Annotated in this window: 11 protein-coding genes; 7 read left to right on the top strand and 4 right to left on the bottom strand. The window is 35.7% G+C overall.

The annotated features are described in order from the left end of the window. The first annotated feature begins 35 nt into the window (after positions 1-35). Complete coding sequence (locus M2373_RS16005) at positions 36-167, top strand: hypothetical protein (protein ID WP_259112054.1); 132 nt, start codon at positions 36-38, stop codon at positions 165-167. A gap of 50 nt (positions 168-217) precedes the next feature. Next, positions 218-613 (top strand): hypothetical protein, encoded by a 396-nt coding sequence (locus tag M2373_RS16000; RefSeq protein ID WP_259112053.1) that lies wholly within the window; start codon positions 218-220, stop codon positions 611-613. A 232-nt stretch (positions 614-845) separates the two neighbouring features. Here the strand turns inward: M2373_RS16000 and M2373_RS15995 are convergent, their stop codons facing one another. The 4 genes from M2373_RS15995 to dnaK form a co-directional block, all read right to left on the bottom strand. Beyond that, complete coding sequence (locus tag M2373_RS15995; RefSeq protein ID WP_259112052.1) at positions 846-3974, bottom strand: M60 family metallopeptidase; 3129 nt, start codon at positions 3972-3974, stop codon at positions 846-848. A gap of 135 nt (positions 3975-4109) precedes the next feature. Continuing rightward, positions 4110-5564 carry a M60 family metallopeptidase gene (locus M2373_RS15990; RefSeq protein ID WP_259112051.1) on the bottom strand — a complete coding sequence of 485 codons (1455 nt, stop codon included), beginning with the start codon at positions 5562-5564 and terminating at the stop codon, positions 4110-4112. Between the two features lie 38 nt (positions 5565-5602). Beyond that, entirely contained in the window at positions 5603-7225 is a 1623-nt protein-coding gene (locus tag M2373_RS15985) for a discoidin domain-containing protein (protein ID WP_259112050.1), read from the bottom strand. 176 nt (positions 7226-7401) lie between these two features. After that, the gene (gene dnaK, locus M2373_RS15980; RefSeq protein ID WP_259112049.1) at positions 7402-9297 is read right to left on the bottom strand and encodes a molecular chaperone DnaK; all 1896 of its coding nucleotides are present in this window, start codon (positions 9295-9297) and stop codon (positions 7402-7404) included. A 245-nt stretch (positions 9298-9542) separates the two neighbouring features. On the opposite strand from dnaK, the gene ppk1 reads away from it, so the two are divergent. The 5 genes from ppk1 (at position 9543) to M2373_RS15955 (ending at position 16959) form a co-directional block, all read left to right on the top strand. Beyond that, positions 9543-11615 (top strand): polyphosphate kinase 1, encoded by a 2073-nt coding sequence (gene ppk1, locus M2373_RS15975; RefSeq protein ID WP_259112048.1) that lies wholly within the window; start codon positions 9543-9545, stop codon positions 11613-11615. Further along, positions 11612-12496, top strand: a complete 885-nt coding sequence (locus M2373_RS15970) for an exopolyphosphatase (protein ID WP_259112047.1) — start codon at positions 11612-11614, stop codon at positions 12494-12496. The genes ppk1 and M2373_RS15970 overlap by 4 nt, the downstream gene beginning before the upstream one ends. A gap of 456 nt (positions 12497-12952) precedes the next feature. Further along, positions 12953-13606, top strand: coding sequence for an NAD-dependent epimerase/dehydratase family protein (locus M2373_RS15965; protein ID WP_259112046.1), 654 nt, complete (start codon positions 12953-12955; stop codon positions 13604-13606). Further along, the gene (locus M2373_RS15960) at positions 13603-13755 is read left to right on the top strand and encodes a hypothetical protein (protein WP_259112045.1); all 153 of its coding nucleotides are present in this window, start codon (positions 13603-13605) and stop codon (positions 13753-13755) included. The genes M2373_RS15965 and M2373_RS15960 overlap by 4 nt, the downstream gene beginning before the upstream one ends. Positions 13756-13917: 162 nt before the next feature. Further along, the gene (locus tag M2373_RS15955; protein ID WP_259112044.1) at positions 13918-16959 is read left to right on the top strand and encodes a choice-of-anchor I family protein; all 3042 of its coding nucleotides are present in this window, start codon (positions 13918-13920) and stop codon (positions 16957-16959) included. Positions 16960-17116: the final 157 nt, after the last annotated feature.

Genomic DNA, 17116 nt, shown 5'->3' with positions numbered 1-17116 from the left:
TCACAAAATAAAAACCTATTAAAAATCAAGCCTTTATGAAAACAAAAATAAGAAAAATATCTGACTGGAAAACCTGGAAAACATCGACCAACAAACACAATATAGAGATTTTAGCGACTCACATTGCCGTGATTATCGGTGTATTTATTTTTGCTGCCTGTTTATAAACTTTGGTACAGTTTTCGCCGCAGTAAAAGAGTTCTGAAAAATATTAATTATGATGAATGTACAAATGCAAACTATTAATCAAAAAATAGCTATTGAATATTTAAAATTTTTCTATCCACCACTTCGCAATGAGATTGCACAACTGTCTAAACAAGACAACTTTGCAGGGATTATGCAGGCAACGGTAAATTATTTGAAAAACCTTTTACAGGAATCAAAAGTGAATATTATTGCCCATCACATCAAGCTGATGGATCTGATTTACAAAGTCGGAGATTCTTATGTAAAAGATATTATTGAAAACATTTTCGTAAGGTCATTTGAAAGTTTTAAAAAACATACTAAAATTCAACACTGGAAGCTTCTTTACCAGTATATGCCGGTCAATTTTCAGGTTATTTATAATGATCAGCAAAAACAGGATCGAATATTCTTCGGCAAGTAAAATTTAAGTAAAAATAATACTCCTCAAACTTTTTGTTTGGGGATTTTTCTTGTCCGTTTATTTAAATGATAACCGTTCAGTTGCCAGGAAAAAAGATGGAGAAAATTAAAGTGTGTAATTATTTCAAAAAAATGAATATGTAAGCCTGAAAAAACTTCACACATTAAATCAAAAACCATAAAAAACTCCCCTCGCTGACGCTCGGGGAGTTTTTACTATCTAAATAATATTGTTAATTCTTAATTATTTTACCTGTATAGTTTTCATTTCCATTGGAGAGAGAAATAATATACATCCCTTGAAGTAATCTGTTGAATTGATTATTTATTTTTTCGTTAATTTCTTCAATAGTACCATTATATTCAAATACAGACTGCCCTGAAAGATTATGAATTTTGGCGGTATACTTTCCTTTGGCATTTTTTATACTGATCGTAACTCTGTCGCCGTTTTTTACAGGATTAGGATAGATAATCAGCTTACTGTCTTTTAATACAACTTCTTCAGTCGCCAGTGTACTTGCCGGGTAAACCAATATTTTTTGCCCATCATATCCAACAGCATATACTTTCTGTGCATTAGAAGGAAAATCAACATATGTATTGACCATCGACAGATCTCCTGTTCCCACCACAGATACGCTGATCAATTTACTGTTTGTATCATATGTTTCGAATGCAACTGCATTGTTCCATTTTGAATTGTCAACTAATAAAAACTGTCCCTGAGCATTGCTCATTACCTGGGCTCCAACTCCTGTTACTCCTGAAAGTGGTAATTTATTCTTATAAATATTCACACTATTTGCAGAAATATAACTAATAACAGGTGAAGTCGGTTTTGCGTATCCTTTAGATGCAACGTATGCTTTCACCTCATCAATCATACTTTGAGTAATTGTAAGCTGACCGTTAGAGTAATCTTTGATAGTAGCATTAATCGGAACCAAAAATCCTGTCGTCGTAAAGAAATCTGTTAAATCTTCATGTACCGCATCACAGGTATTTTTCACAAAATTCATCACCAGCTGTCCGTTGGTAAGCTGGGACTCATTTGTATTTCTGACTTTTTCTACAACAGTTCCGAACCAGTGTGCATAATCAGGAGTTCCCGCAGGAGGAGACGTAGGATTTGTAGCCGTATTTTCATCCGACATATTAGTATCAAATGCCAGAGCAGGTGCATTTTTCGATGCTCCGGCTATCTGATAATATAACATCAGTTGCCAAAACGGAACAAGAGTCCTGATCTGCTGATCCTTAGGATTTACAAAATCTGCTCGAAGCTGATCTGAAAAGCTTTTACCATTTATTTTTGTCTGAATAATAAATTCCCCAAATCTGTTTCCTACTACACTTGGAAAGGCTGTTTTATATGCAATTTCCCGCTCTATACCTGTAAGCTTTTTATTATCTACAGGGGGATAAAGATTATAATCAGCCCATAAAGAATAGATATTATTGGTAATTTCGGTAGTTCCTACCCATCTTATACCAGGGCTTACCTGATTAACATGCCCCAGTTCATGGGCAACTCCCCAGATGGCAAGATTTGAAGCTGAAACAGCACGAGGTACTCCCCAGGTAAGGTCTAAGTGTACTCCTATCCCTCCAGCAAACCATCCTCCCTGAGATGCTGTATATACGAACTGTCTGTTTTTAAAATTTTTATTAAACTTAAAAAAGCCCATCATTTCGCGCTCAGATTTTGTAATAACATCATATTTGTCAATTAAAGGCTGAGGAGTTGTATAATGAAAATTTTTAATGGCAGACTTATCAATTAGCAATTGAGCATAGTGCCCTTCTATATCTACTTTAGGATAAACCCCATTTCCTAGCATTTCTATCCAGTCTTTAGAATCTGTAATTCCTGTTGTGTAGATCCCATTGATAATCCCTGTTGTGATATTCAATTTAACAGTAGGTGCAGATGCCTTATCCGTGAAATACGAAATATATCCTAACCCTTTATTTGTTATATTAATAATATTAAGCCCATTCTTTAAAGGATAAATACTGTTTTCAGCATTTGTTTCATTCGCAAAGTTTTTCACTCTTAAATTTACGGGCGATTCATCCGTAATATCCTTTGCAAAAATTACTGCCGTAGTATTCGCTTCGAATACAATTCCTGTCGCATTTTCAAAAGGATTATATCCTCCTATTTTATATTGAGTATTAATGCTTTCTAATGTTTTATAAGGACGAAATTCTTTTACCCTGTATTTCTTATTGTAAGTATTGTTAAATAAACACTGTGCTAAAGCTTTTACAAAAGGTGAGCTTATGGCATTGATATTCTGTTGAGTTACATTACTTTTCAGACCGCCAAAAATAGTATCATTAAAAATATTGGCATAAGCTAAAGGATTTAAGCTGTTCGGATTATTTCTGTAAAATTCCATTTCTGCACAGCTGGCATAATTACCGAAGCCATCCAAAACCTCAATTTTAATGTTCAGTGGAGTGATGGTATTGGGGAAATATACTGTTCTGGCAGTACCGTTCTGCTGAAAATTTTGGGTTGCAATAACTATATAATTGGCATTAGAAGAAGTATTATAACTTATTTTTATATTCCCGAAAAAACCATTATGGCTGCCACCTCCGGGTCTCGGAATATATTTCAGATAATTAATCGGAGTTTGCCCGTTAAATCTATAAATCAGTTTTACCGGAAAAACAGTTGCTGAAGACCATGATGAATGATAAAGGGTTGTCGGGTCTCCATCAAAAGATTTCTCAATATTATAACCATTCTGAAAACTGGAAGCTGACGAACCATTAACCTGAGGAGTAACTTTTACATCCTGATAATTCGAAATACCACTAGTTGGAAGTGCACATTCAGTAGATGCGGAAGTCATATTTTCTGATGAATAAAACTCCATTTCGGCACAACTTGAGAAATTATTTTTCCCGCCTAACACATCAATTCTTATCATAGCCGGCTTAACGATCGGATTGGGCAAAGTGATGGTCTTGGCCGTATTGTCTTCTGCTAAAGAAATAATTCCTGTTGCATTTATAAATACTGATGGATTTGCTTGCGTAGAGTAAGAAATTTTAACACTCGTCCATATTCCGTCTGTTCCTGTGGCTCTTGGTTTATATACCAATTTGTTGACACTTTTGACTGTTTTAGAGAAATTAAAATCCAGCCGGTCCGGTATTCCGATATTTAAGCTATTGTTGGAAATATAAAGCGTATTTACATTTTCATCATTACATTGCCATGTTTCATGTCCTGTCTGTGGAGTTTGTAGAGAAGTCACATTCATCGCAGGAATTTTATATTCCTGCTGAGCAAAGATCATTGTACTCCAGAAAAGTACAATGAATAATAATTTTTTTTCCATTGTGTGTGTTTATCCTGCAAAGATAAAAATATCGTGCCAAAATAAAATTAACTAATAAAATAAATTATTAGTTAATTTTAAATAATCAAACCTTTTAATGATACTACATCCTCATAAATAATTCAATACTTAGTATTAATTCTTGATTATTTTAGTGGCATAACTTTCATTTCCATTGGAAAAAGAGAGGATATATACACCCTTCGTTAATCCGTTGAACTGAGTATTCACCCTACGATTAATCTCTTCGGAATTGCCTTTAAATTCTGATAAGAACTGCCCTGCAACAGTATGAATTTTGCAGGTATAATTTCCTTTCGCATCTTTGATACTGATGGTTATCCTGTCATCATTTTTTACAGGATTAGGATAAACAGTAAAATCATTATTACTTCCTTTCACATCTTCAGCTGCCAGGCTGCTTGCCGGATAAACCAGAATTTTTTGCCCATCATATCCAACTGCATATACTTTCTGTGCATTAGAAGGAAAATCAACATACGTATTCGCTAATGTTGTATCTCCCGTCCCCACAATAGACACGCTGATCAATTGATTGGCAGCAGTGTAAGTTTCGAATGCAACAGCATTAGTCCATTTTGAATTGTCAACTAATAAAAACTGTCCCTGAGCATTATTGGTAATCTGGGCTCCGACTCCTGTTACTCCTGAAACCGGTAAAAGATCCTTAAAGGCATTCACACTATTTGCAGAAAGATAATTGATCACTGGTGAAACCGGTTTGGCATATCCTTTTGATAATATATAAGCTTTCACATCATCAATCATGCTCTGTGTAACAGTAAGCTGATCTGTCGAATAATCTGAAATAGTCCCGTTAATAGGTCTTAAAAAACCTGTACTTGTAAAAAAATCAGTAAGATCTTCCTGTACCGCATCGCATGTATTTTTAACAAAATTCATCATCAGCTGCCCTTGATTAAGCTGAGATTCATCTGTATTTCTCACCTTCTCTGCTACCGTGGCAAACCAATGGGCATAGTCCACTCCTGTTCCCGGACCTGAAGGCGTTTGTGTATCCTCATCAGACATATCCGAATCAAAAGCCAGTCTCTGAGCGCCTTTTGAAGCGCCCGCCAACTGATAATATAACTCTAACTGCCAGAACGGAACAAGACTTCTGAAGTTAGCGTCAAGTGCATTCACATAATCTATTCTGAACTGATCCATAATATTTTTTCCATTGATCTGTGTCTGAATGATAATTTCTCCAAATCTGTTTCCTGCCACTTTAGGAAAAGTCGTTTTATCTGCAGTTTCTCCTTCAAGCCTTGTAAACCTGTTGCTTCCCGTAGGTGAATATAAATTATAATATGCCCATAACGAGTATAAATTATTGGTAATTTCTGTCGTTCCTATCCATTTCAATCCAGGTCGTACCTGATTGACGTGTCCCAATTCATGACCAACTCCCCAAATATCAAGTCCGGTTGCCGAAGCGGAATTTGAAAGCCCCCATGTAAGATCTAAATGAACGCCCAGACCTCCTGCAAACCAGCCTCCCGTAGATTCTGTATAGACAAGCTGTCTGTTTTTTATATTTTTATTAAATTTAAAAAAGCCCATCATTTCTCTTTCTGATTTTGTAATCGCATCATATTTATCGATCAGCGGCTGAGGATTTGTAAAAGAAAATTACTTACCGCTGATTTATTTATCACAAGCTTTGTGTAATAGCCTTCTATATCAATTTTCGGATAAACATCATTAGTAAGCATTGCGGTCCATTCCGCTGAAGCTGTTCCTTTTTTGTAAATACCATTTACAATTCCCGCAGTAATATTTACAGATATCGGAGCTGCATTGGTATCATCGGTATAATAAGATATATATCCTAAACCGGCATTGGTAATATTTAAAATATTCAGTCCATTTTTCAGTTCATAAGATTTTTCAGGAGAAGAGCCTTCAGTGGCAAAATCTCTTATTTTTAAATATACCTTATGGGCAGCAGTAATATCTTTTGCAAAAACAATAGCAGTCGTATTGGTCTGAAATACGATTCCTGTTGGATTTTCATAATTATTATAGTTCCCTATTTTGTATTGTGTATTGATTGATTCAATTGTTTTATAGGCTGAAAACGTCTGAACCCTATACTTTTTATGATATGTATTATTAAATAAACATTGTGCTAAACCTTTAATAAAAGGTGAAGAAATTGCATTAATATCCTGCTGGCTGACCGATGGTTTTAAAGTGCTTAATATCGTATCATTAAAAATATTTGAATAGGCAGAAAGATCAAAACTATTCGGATTAGTCCTGAAAAACTCCATTTCGGCACAACTTGCAAAATTATTTTTCCCGTCCAGAACTTCAATTTTTATATTTAACGGAGTAATTGCTGAAGGGAAAACAACTGTTTTTATGGTATTCGTTTGTCCGAAATTTTGTATTGACAGATCAATATAATTGGGATTGGAAACGGTGTTATAACTGATCTTTACATTTCCAAAAAGTCCGTTTGGTCCGCCATCTTGGCGTGGTGTATAGCGCAAATAATTCATTGCAGTCTGTCCGTCAAATCTGTAAACCAAAGAAATTGGGAAAGTAGCAGCTGTAGCATTCCAGTCACAATGATATAGAGTATTTATATTACCATCAAAAGATTTCTCAATGCCTTCTCCTGCCTGAATGCTTGAAGCTGATGATCCTGAAACCTGTGGCAAGACCGGGATATCGGTGTAAGCAGCGAACTCATTGGCAGGCAATACACATTCTGACTGTATGGGATCTACCTGCTCATCAGAATAGAACTCCATTTCGGCACAGCTCGAAAAATTATTCTGAGCCGATAACACATCCACTTTGATCACCGCCGGTTTGATAATAACTGTGGGTAAATCAATGGTTTTTGCTGTATTATTCGCTGCCCAAGTAATAATCCCCGTTGCATCCACGAAAACGTTTGGATTCGTTTGTGTAGAATATGAAATTTTAACACTTGTCCATATTCCGTTTGGGCCGGCAAGTCTGGGTTTATACACCAACCTATTTACGCTTTTTACACGGTTTGAAAAATTAAAGCTCAGCTGATCAGGCATAGCAGTAGTTAAATTATAGCGGGAATGATATAATGTATTGGCATTATTATCATTACACATTCCGGCTTCCTGTCCCGGTTGTGCTGGTTGTAATGAGCTCACAAAAGCTACTGGCATTTTATACTGTGCAAAACCCATCTGTAAGCATAGTAATAACAAAAGGATAAAATTTTTTCTTCTCATATGTGTCGTAAAATTAAGTTCAATATAACGTGAATTAATTTACCAAAAATATTATTTTTAAAAAGATAATATTTAACGAATATTCAAAAAAAGAAAAAAATTCTCAACTTTAACATAAAAAATCCCCAAGTTTTCACTTGAGGATTTATTTTTATTAAAATTTAGATATAATCTAATTATTTTACTTCTTCGAAGTCTGCATCTTGTACATCTTCTGCTCCACCTGCATTTCCAGCATTCTGAGCTCCTCCGTCTGCACCCTGAGCACCTTGTCCTGCTGCATACAATTCTTCTGAAGCTGCCATCCAAGCTGCATCTAAAGCTTCTGTTTTAGCTTTTACATCATCTCCGTTTTTAGCTTCAAAAGCAGTTTTTAATTCTGCGTGAGCTGCTTCGATTGCTGCTTTTTTATCTGCAGATAATTTATCACCAAACTCTTTCAGTTGTTTTTCAGTCTGGAAGATCAATCCGTCAGCTTTGTTGAATACTTCAACTTCTTCTTTTCTTTTAGCATCCGCTGCAGAATTTTCCTGAGCTTCTTTCTTCATTCTTTCGATTTCTTCGTCAGAAAGACCTGAAGAAGCCTGAATTTTGATAGTCTGCTCTTTACCAGTTCCTTTATCTTTTGCAGATACACTTAAGATACCATTCGCATCGATATCGAAAGTAACTTCGATTTGAGGAACTCCTCTTGGTGCTGGTGGAATATCTGTAAGGTCGAATCTACCGATTTCTTTGTTATCGTTGAACATTGATCTTTCTCCCTGCCCTACTCTGATGCTTACAGCCGGCTGGTTGTCAGAAGCTGTAGAGAATACTTCAGATTTTTTAGTTGGGATCGTAGTGTTCGCTTCAATTAATTTAGTGAAAACAGAACCCATCGTTTCGATACCTAGAGAAAGTGGAGTCACATCTAATAAAAGAACGTCTTTTACATCACCTGTCAATACACCACCCTGAATCGCTGCACCAATTGCTACAACCTCATCCGGGTTAACTCCTTTAGATGGTTTTTTACCGAAGAATTTTTCTACTTCTTCCTGGATGATCGGGATTCTTGTAGAACCTCCTACCAAGATTACCTCATCGATATCAGAAGTTGATAAACCTGCATCTTTCAACGCTTTAGCAACTGGCTCCATAGATCTTCTTACAAGGTCAGCAGCTAATTGCTCAAATTTAGCTTTAGTTAAAGTCTTCACTAAGTGTTTAGGACCTGTAGCTGTAGCTGTAATATATGGAAGGTTGATTTCTGTTTGTGGAGAAGAAGACAATTCGATTTTTGCTTTTTCAGCAGCTTCTTTCAATCTTTGTAATGCAATTGCATCAGATTTCAATTCTACTCCTTCTTCAGCTTTGAATTCGTCTGCCATCCAGTTGATGATCACATCATCAAAATCATCACCACCTAAGTGTGTATCTCCGTTTGTAGACAATACTTCAAATACACCGTCTCCCAAATCAAGGATAGAGATATCGAAAGTACCACCACCAAGGTCATATACAGCGATTTTTTGATCTTTATGAGATTTATCTAAACCGTAAGCTAATGCTGCAGCTGTAGGTTCGTTGATAATTCTTTCAACTTTAAGACCTGCAATTTCACCAGCCTCTTTAGTCGCTTGTCTCTGTGCATCGTTAAAGTATGCAGGAACAGTGATTACCGCTCTTGTTACTTCTTGTCCAAGATAATCTTCAGCCGTTTTCTTCATTTTCTGAAGGGTCATTGCAGAAATTTCCTGTGGAGTATATTCTCTGTCGTCGATTTTTACTTTTACGGTATCGTTTGGTCCTGAAACTACTTCGTAAGGTACTCTTGAGATTTCTTTAGCGTCTTCTTTGAAGTGCGTACCAATAAATCTTTTAATAGAGTATACTGTTTTCTTTGGGTTGGTTACAGCCTGTCTTTTTGCAGGATCTCCTACTTTTCTTTCTCCATCTTCTGTAAATGCTACGATAGAAGGTGTTGTTCTTTTACCTTCCGCGTTAGGGATTACTACCGGGTCTTTACCCTCCATTACTGCAACACACGAATTCGTTGTTCCTAAGTCGATTCCAATTATTTTACTCATAATATTTTTTATTTTTTCTATTTTAAAGTTTAATTTACACTCTCAATTTCTCAATATCTGTACCAGAGGAAAATTTATGACAAATTGACACATTCCGGCATTTTATCATTACAAACAATGATAAATACGGCAACTTTAGACACATTATAGCCAGACAAAATGTAAAAAATTAATCAAAGTTTAACTTAGAAAATAGGAAAAGAAACGTAATGAATTATTATTTTTGATAAAATATAAACTAGAGAATGTCATTACACTTTAATCCGAGAGATATTACATGGCTTGCCTTCAATGAAAGGGTTCTGCAGGAAGCGATGGATGAAAAAGTACCTTTACATCTGAGAATTCGTTTTTTAGGAATTTTCTCCAACAATTTAGATGAATTTTTCAGAGTACGGGTTGCCGGATTAAAGCGTGCGATGGATTTTAAGGAAAAAGTGATTGCAGAATCTTTTTATCAGCCACCTTCAAAAATTCTCCAGAAGATTAACGAGATTGTTATAAGACATCAGCAAAACTTTGATAAAACCTGGAAAAAAATTCAGGAAGAAATGGCTGATCATAAGGTATCTATTAAAACTTCAAAAAATTTAACTGCAAAACAAAAAGAATTTGTCAGAAATTACTTTGATGAAGTCGTAGAATCCAATGTGATTCCGATTTTACTTCATGAAAATACGCCCATGCCTTATATGAGAGATAAAAGTCTCTATCTGGGAGTGGCTATGCGAAAAAAAGACTGGCAATATTCAAGTAATTATGCGATTATCGAAATTCCGTCAAGATTTGTCGGTCGATTTGTACTTCTTCCGACAGAAGATCCTGAGGAAAAAAATGTAATGCTGCTGGAAGATGTCATTACCTTCAATCTTCCGCATATTTTTTCTTACTTCGGCTATGATGAGTTTGCTGCCAATGCTTTCAAAGTAACAAAAGATGCAGAAATGGATCTTGACAATGATATCAAAACCAATTTTGCAGAGAAAATAGAAAAAGGGCTTAAAAACAGAAGAAAAGGAAAACCTACCCGTTTTGTTTTTGATAAAGATATGGACAAGGCCTTGCTTGAACTGCTTATCCGAAAACTAAATCTGACTAAAAAAGACAGTATTATTCCTGGCGGAAAGATTCATAATTTTAAACATTTTATGGATTTTCCGGATGTTTTCGAAAAATATACTAGACCGGTAGAAAGAACATCTTTTACGCATCAGGCATTTGAACATGGCGAAAGAGTAACCGATGTTATTTTGAAGCACGATGTTCTTTTAACTTTCCCTTATCATAAATATAATCCCGTTATCGACCTTCTGCGTGAAGCAGCCATGGATCCTGATGTAAAATCTATTCAAATCACGGCCTATCGACTGGCCAGCAGTTCAAAAATCATTAATGCACTGATTTATGCCGCCAGAAACGGTAAGGAAGTAACGGTAATGCTTGAACTTCAGGCAAGATTCGATGAAGAGTCCAATCTGGAATGGAAAGAAATGCTGGAGCCGGAAGGAATCACTGTCTTAGTTGGGATTCCTGATAAAAAAGTACACGCTAAACTTTGCGTGATCAAAAAAAGAGCTCACAACAAAACCATTCAGTATGGGTTTGTAAGCACCGGGAACTTTAACGAAAAAACAGCCAGGATTTATGGAGATCATTTATTAATGACTGCTGACCGAAGTATAATGGCAGATATTAATAAAGTTTTTAATGTATTAAAAAAACCAAAAGAAGATTACTTACCAATTTTAAAAACGTGTAAAAACTTATTGGTTTGCCCTCAGTTCATGCGTGAAAAGATTGTTCATTATATTGATAAGGAAATTGAGGAAGCAAGGGCTGGAAGGAGAGCTGAGATGATCATCAAAGCTAATTCTGTAAGCGATCGGGCCTTAATTGAAAAACTATATGCTGCTGCTGAAGCGGGAGTGGTTGTCAAGATGATTGTAAGAGGAATTTATTGTGCCATCAATCAAAAAGAATTTAAAGAAAAAATAAAAGGCATCAGTATCGTAGATGAATATCTTGAACATGCCAGAGTCATGTATTTCTATAACAAAGGTTCAGAAGACATGTACATTTCGTCAGCTGACTGGATGACGAGAAATTTAGATTACAGAATTGAAGCTGCCGCTAAAATAAGTGATAAAAATTTAAAAAAAGAATTAAAAGATATTCTCGACATTCAGTTGAAAGATAATGTAAAAGCTCGTATTTTAGACAAAAAATTGAGCAACGAGTATATCAGCAATGATAAGGAAGAATGCCGTTCTCAGGTGGAAACATACAGATATTTAAAAGCTAAAACGAACAAAAAATGAAGATTGCAGCCATAGATATAGGAAGTAATGCAGCAAGACTTTTAATTAATGAAGTAAAAATCAATAACAAAAAGCCGGAATTCATCAAACTCAATCTGCTAAGAATACCTTTGCGATTGGGAATGGACGTTTTTACGTTGGGAAAGATCGGGGAAGAAAGAGAAAAAATGGTCATCGATTCAATGAAAATTTTCAGCGATCTGATGAAAATTTATAATGTCGAGCATTACAGAGCCTGTGCTACAAGTGCTATGCGAGATGCTGCCAACGGGCAGGATATCATCCGGGAAGTAAAAGAAACATCAGGAATCAATATTGAAATTATTTCCGGGGATGAAGAGGCAACTTTGGTTTTCGAAAATCACGTAGCGGAAGGTCTGGACAAAGAATTTGCCTATCTCTATATTGACGTAGGTGGAGGTTCTACAGAGCTGACGTTCTACGAAAACGGCAAAATGATCTACGAAAAATCTTTCAACATCGGAACGATCCGATTACTGAACAATCTGGTGACTCCAAATAACTGGCAGGAGATGAAAGAAGAGATCAGAAAAAATATTAACAGTAAAAAGCCTGTTGTAGCCATTGGATCGGGAGGAAATATCAACAAAGTTTTCTCAATGAGCAAAACCAAAGACGGAAAACCGATGTCACTTTCTCATCTGAAAAAAGTTCACAAGGAATTTGACGATATGACCGTCGATGAAAGAATGACTAAATATAATATGAGAGAAGACAGAGCGGATGTTTTGGTACATGCCATCAAGATCTTCAATAATGTAATGTCTTGGTCGGAAATCAACAAAATTTTTGTTCCTAAAATTTCTGTTGCGGATGGATTGATTCATAATATTTACAGTCAGTTACACAATAAAAAATAATTTTTGCAACACCTATATTAAAACCGGTCACTTAGATCGGTTTTATTTTTTATCAGCTTTTGTTTGGAGCTATTTCCCGCTCTTAGCACTCGCTATTTTTAAGTTTCGGCGGCCTCGTCTTTGACGAGGCCGCCGAAACTTAAAAATGAGCTCAGACAATTGCACGATCGGGGCTAAGAATTTCGTCTTTTATTCAAAACTGATTATTAAAACAAAACAAGTTTCATTAATCAAATTGATAAAACCACCTCATCTGATAACACTTCTTAATTATATCCATTTTTCACAAAAAAGGAATTACACAGATATAACGTATTGGTTTATAAAATTATAACATCAATAAAAATATTTTATTAAATACTTCTAACAATAAACTAAAAAAACAGTATAATTTTTGCATTTAATTTAAAGTAAAAATAAAGACAGAACGTCATCAACAATAATAACATCAACAAAATGAACTCAATCAAGATAATTATAACAGGAGCAACAGGTATGGTAGGAGAAGGCGTTTTAATGGAATGTCTTGAAAACCCTAATGTTTCAGAAATTCTGAGTGTCAGCAGAAAGCCTTCAGGAAAAAAACACGCCAAGTTAAAAGAATATATCGTTTCAGATTTCCTGAATATTGACCCTAATGATGAAAATCTAAAAGGTTATGATGCTGTTTTCTTTTGCGCCGGAATCAGCAGCGTAGGAATGAATGAAGAAGATTATACAAAAATCACTTATGATACTACATTACACTTTGCAAAAGCTGTATTAAGCCAAAACCCGGGTATGGTTTTCAACTATGTTTCGGGCGCCCATACCGATAAAACAGAAAGCGGAAAACTAATGTGGGCAAGGGTAAAAGGAAGAACAGAAAATGCTTTAAAGAAATTGGGTTTCAGAGGCGAATACAACTTTCGTCCCGGATTTATGAAACCTGTTGACGGTCAGGAAAATGTGAAATGGTTTTTTAAACCTATTATTTGGATTTTCCCTATTATATTACCTTCAAAATCATTAACTTTACACGAGGTCGGGAAAGCAATGATTAATGCTGTTCAGAAAGGATACCCTACTTCAGTTTTAGAAATTAAGGACATAAAAAACCTAGCCATATGAAAGAAATGTTAAAAAGAATTTTTCTGGTTGCTTTTATCCTACTGGTCCTGACTGCCATTTCAGGATTTTTCTACATGCAAAAACATCCCCTTGAAGGAAAAAAATCAACCGGACAGAATATGAATCTTTCGGGACAGAAAGTAAAATAAACAGTTATTCTAATGAGTATATTGGTTTTTAAATTAATCTACTGATATTGTGTTTTTATATCTCCTAATTGTATTACCTATTTATTAAACATTTCTTAAAATTACCTTAAAACACTTACAAAGTATAAAGATCATTTTTGCATAAATTAATATAAGCAAAAAATGACTAATAACTACTTGTTAAAAGGGTCTGTAATTGCCGCATTTTTTCTACAAGGTGCACTTTTTGGGCAAACGACTCTTATCCATTACTGGAATTTTAACAACAATTCTTCTGCAGCTGCCATTACTGCACCTACTTCAACACTGGTAGGCGGATCTTTGGCAGCCGTAACGAGCGGAACAACAGAAGTGGATTTCGCAGGAGGTACAGGGCAAAACTTCAATGTCGACAATTTAAATGCAAGAAACGGAGATGTTTCCGGAACGCATTTGAGATATAACTTCCCGATCAATGGTAATTTACAGTTCAACTTACCGACAACGGGTTATCATAATGTAGTTGTAAAATTTACAACCAGAAGATCAGGTTCCGGCGCTGGAACACAAACCTGGTCTTACTCAACAGATGGGACCACTTTTCAAACTTATCAGACAGTTTCTCCGCAGGATGCAAACCCGCAGTTGGTTACTTTTGATTTTTCTGCAATTTCAGGCGTTGCAAACAATCCGAATTTTAAACTAAAAGTTGAATTTTCAACAGGTACAGGTGGAAATGTTGGAAATAACCGTTTCGACAACTTCACCGTTGATGCAACAGCTGTAAATGGTACAGACACCACTCCACCTACGGTTACCTATCTTCCTACAAACAACACAAATAATGCCTCAACTACTGTAAATCCCACTATTTCTTTTAATGAAAATGTAAGATTGACAGACAACTCCACGATCAACGATTCTAATGCACAAACACTTGTTGATTTCCGTATTGGAAATGCTTCAGGTACACAAATTCCCTTCACAACAACTTTCAGCAATAATAAAATCACTGTAATCCCAACTTCCGGTTTAGTCCCCAACCAAACCTATTATCTGGCCTTAAAACCTAATATGGTGGAAGATACCAGTGATAATGCAGTAACAGCAGCAACTTCTACGGTATTTACAACCGCCGGAACTTCTATTTCTTTGGATAAAAATTTTGTTAAAGTCAATGAAAATGCGGGAAATCTGGCATTCAAAATTAATATTGCCAACCCTTCTACCTCTACGGTTAATCTGGTAGTAAAACCGGCACCTTTCAGTACAGCTGACAGCAGTGATTTCACTTTAGCGAATCAGACAATTAATATTAGTCCGTCAACAACCAGCTACACCGTTAATATTCCTATTATTGATGATACACTGGAAGAGCAACATGCAGAATATTTTGTGGTAAGTCTTGAAAACCCTGTCGGAGCCAGCATTTCCGGTGACAGCAATGCAACGGTTTATATTGTTGATAATGATAAACCAGCTCCGGTACCGTCAAATCAGATTCAGTTAAATTATATCGGCAGTTTTGATCCTTCAGGAAACAACAGCAGCTCTACTGAAATTGTTGTTCATGATCCATCTACGCAAAGATTATTTACAATCAGTTCGATAACAGATGTTTTTGATATTATCAATTTCAGTAATCCAAATACTCCGACCGTTATTAACACGATCAATATGGCTCCTTATGGCGGAATTACAAGTATTGCCGTGAAAAACGGGATCATCGCAGCTGCCTCTCCAAATACCAATCCTCAGCAAAATGGCTCTGTCGTTTTCTTTGATATTAACGGAAACTTCCTGAAGCAGGTGACTGTTGGAGCTTTACCGGATATGGTGACTTTCTCTCCGGACGGCACAAAAGTAATTACAGCCAATGAAGGAGAGCCTAATGATGCTTACACGGTAGATCCTGAAGGAACAATCAGTATTATTGATATTTCGGGAGGAATCGGAAACTTAACTCAAAGTAATGTAACCACCCTTAATTTCAATGCTTTTGATTCTCAGGTTGCTGCTTTAACCGCAACAGGTTTAAGAAAAGTAAGAACAAACAATACCCTTTCTCAGGATTTGGAACCTGAATATGTTACCATAAGCTCGGACAGCCAGAAAGCTTGGGTTACGCTTCAGGAAAACAATGCAATTGCAGAAGTGAATTTAGCAACAAAAACAATCACAGGAATCTGGGGATTAGGTAAAAAAGATATGAGTCTTCCAGGAAACGGATTTGATGCTTCAGATAACAACGGTGAGGTTCTTATTGCAAACTGGCCTGTAAAAACATATTACACCCCAGATGCCGTTCAGAATTATAAAGTAGGAAATACGAATTATATCGTAACAGCCAATGAAGGGGATGAAAAAGATCTTTCAGGATTTAGTGAAAGAACAACCGTAGGAGCGAATGATTATACTTTGGATCCTGCTCTTTTCCCACAATCAGCGATTTTAAAGGCTTCTTATAATTTAGGAAGATTTAGAGTTACGAATGCAACAGGAAATACTGATGGAGATTCAGAATTTGAAGAAATTTCAGCATTGGGAGCTCGCTCATTCTCTATTTTTAATGCAGATACAAAACAGATCGTTTATGACAGTGGTGACCGATTTGAAAGATATATCGCAGCCAATCATCCTTTGATTTTTAATGCAGATAACGAATCAAATACCGTTAAAAACAGAAGCCGTGCAAAAGGTCCTGAACCGGAAGGGGTAACGTTAGGAACAATTAACGGTCAGACTTATGCTTTCATCACCATCGAAAGAACGGGAGGTGTAATGGTATACAATATTACAGATCCGAACAATCCTACTTTTACGGATTATAAAAATTCTCGTTCCACTTCAGCTTACGGTGGCGACAATGGTCCGGAAGGGATCATTTATATTGCTCCGGAAAATACGACTACCGGAAAAGGATATGTAATTATAGCCAACGAAATCAGCGGCACATTATCAATGTATGAAGTCGGTGGTTCAGGAACATTGGCTACAGGTGAAGTAAAATCTGAAAAGACTACCTTCAATGTATTCCCAAATCCTGTTGCAAAAGGAAATACTTTATATTTCAACAGAGTTCAGGATTATGAGCTGTATGATATGTCCGGAAAATTGATCGGAAAAGATAAAAAAGCTTTAACAATTGATACTTCGAAACTTTCTACAGGAGTTTATCTGGTAAAAACTTCTGAAGGAGAACTGAAAAGAGTGATTGTAAAATAGAATATATTATTTAGTTGATTAAAAATGAGCCCTGAACAATTCGGGGCTTTTATATTTTATCTATAATCATTTATTAATTAAAACAATTCATAAATAATTAAAAAATGTTAAAATCAAATATTATAAATTGATTTTTTATTACATATATTCACAAAGT

This window comes from Chryseobacterium sp. JUb7 (assembly GCF_024806495.1).
GTDB lineage: Bacteria > Bacteroidota > Bacteroidia > Flavobacteriales > Weeksellaceae > Chryseobacterium.
The sequence above is the reverse complement of the archived record's forward strand: the minus strand, read 5'-3'. Positions and strand labels throughout refer to the sequence as shown.